1 protein-coding gene is annotated in these 227 nt (G+C 64.3%); it reads left to right on the plus strand.

All coding sequences use genetic code 11. The annotated features are described in order from the left end of the window. Positions 1 to 227, plus strand: a 227-nt coding sequence (locus tag QP415_RS13275) for a transposase family protein (protein WP_285100381.1), incomplete at both ends; no start/stop codon positions are given.

Consider the following 227-nt stretch of genomic DNA (forward strand, 5'->3'; position numbering starts at 1 on the left):
GGCCAGCACATGTGGCCAGACCATGCAGTGTTGGCATGCCGCATTGTTGCTGAGGATCGGTGGTGCCAACGCTGCGGGTGTCAGGGCGTGGCTCGTGACACGGTGATCAGGCGCTTGGCGCACGAGCCTTACGGGTGGCGTCCCACGTTTTTGCACGTGAGCGTGCGCCGCTACCGGTGCCAGGAGTGCGCTCACGTGTGGCGTCAGGATATGAGCCAAGCAGCCGA

This window comes from Pauljensenia sp. UMB3104 (assembly GCF_030217285.1).
In the GTDB taxonomy this organism is placed as follows: domain Bacteria; phylum Actinomycetota; class Actinomycetes; order Actinomycetales; family Actinomycetaceae; genus Pauljensenia.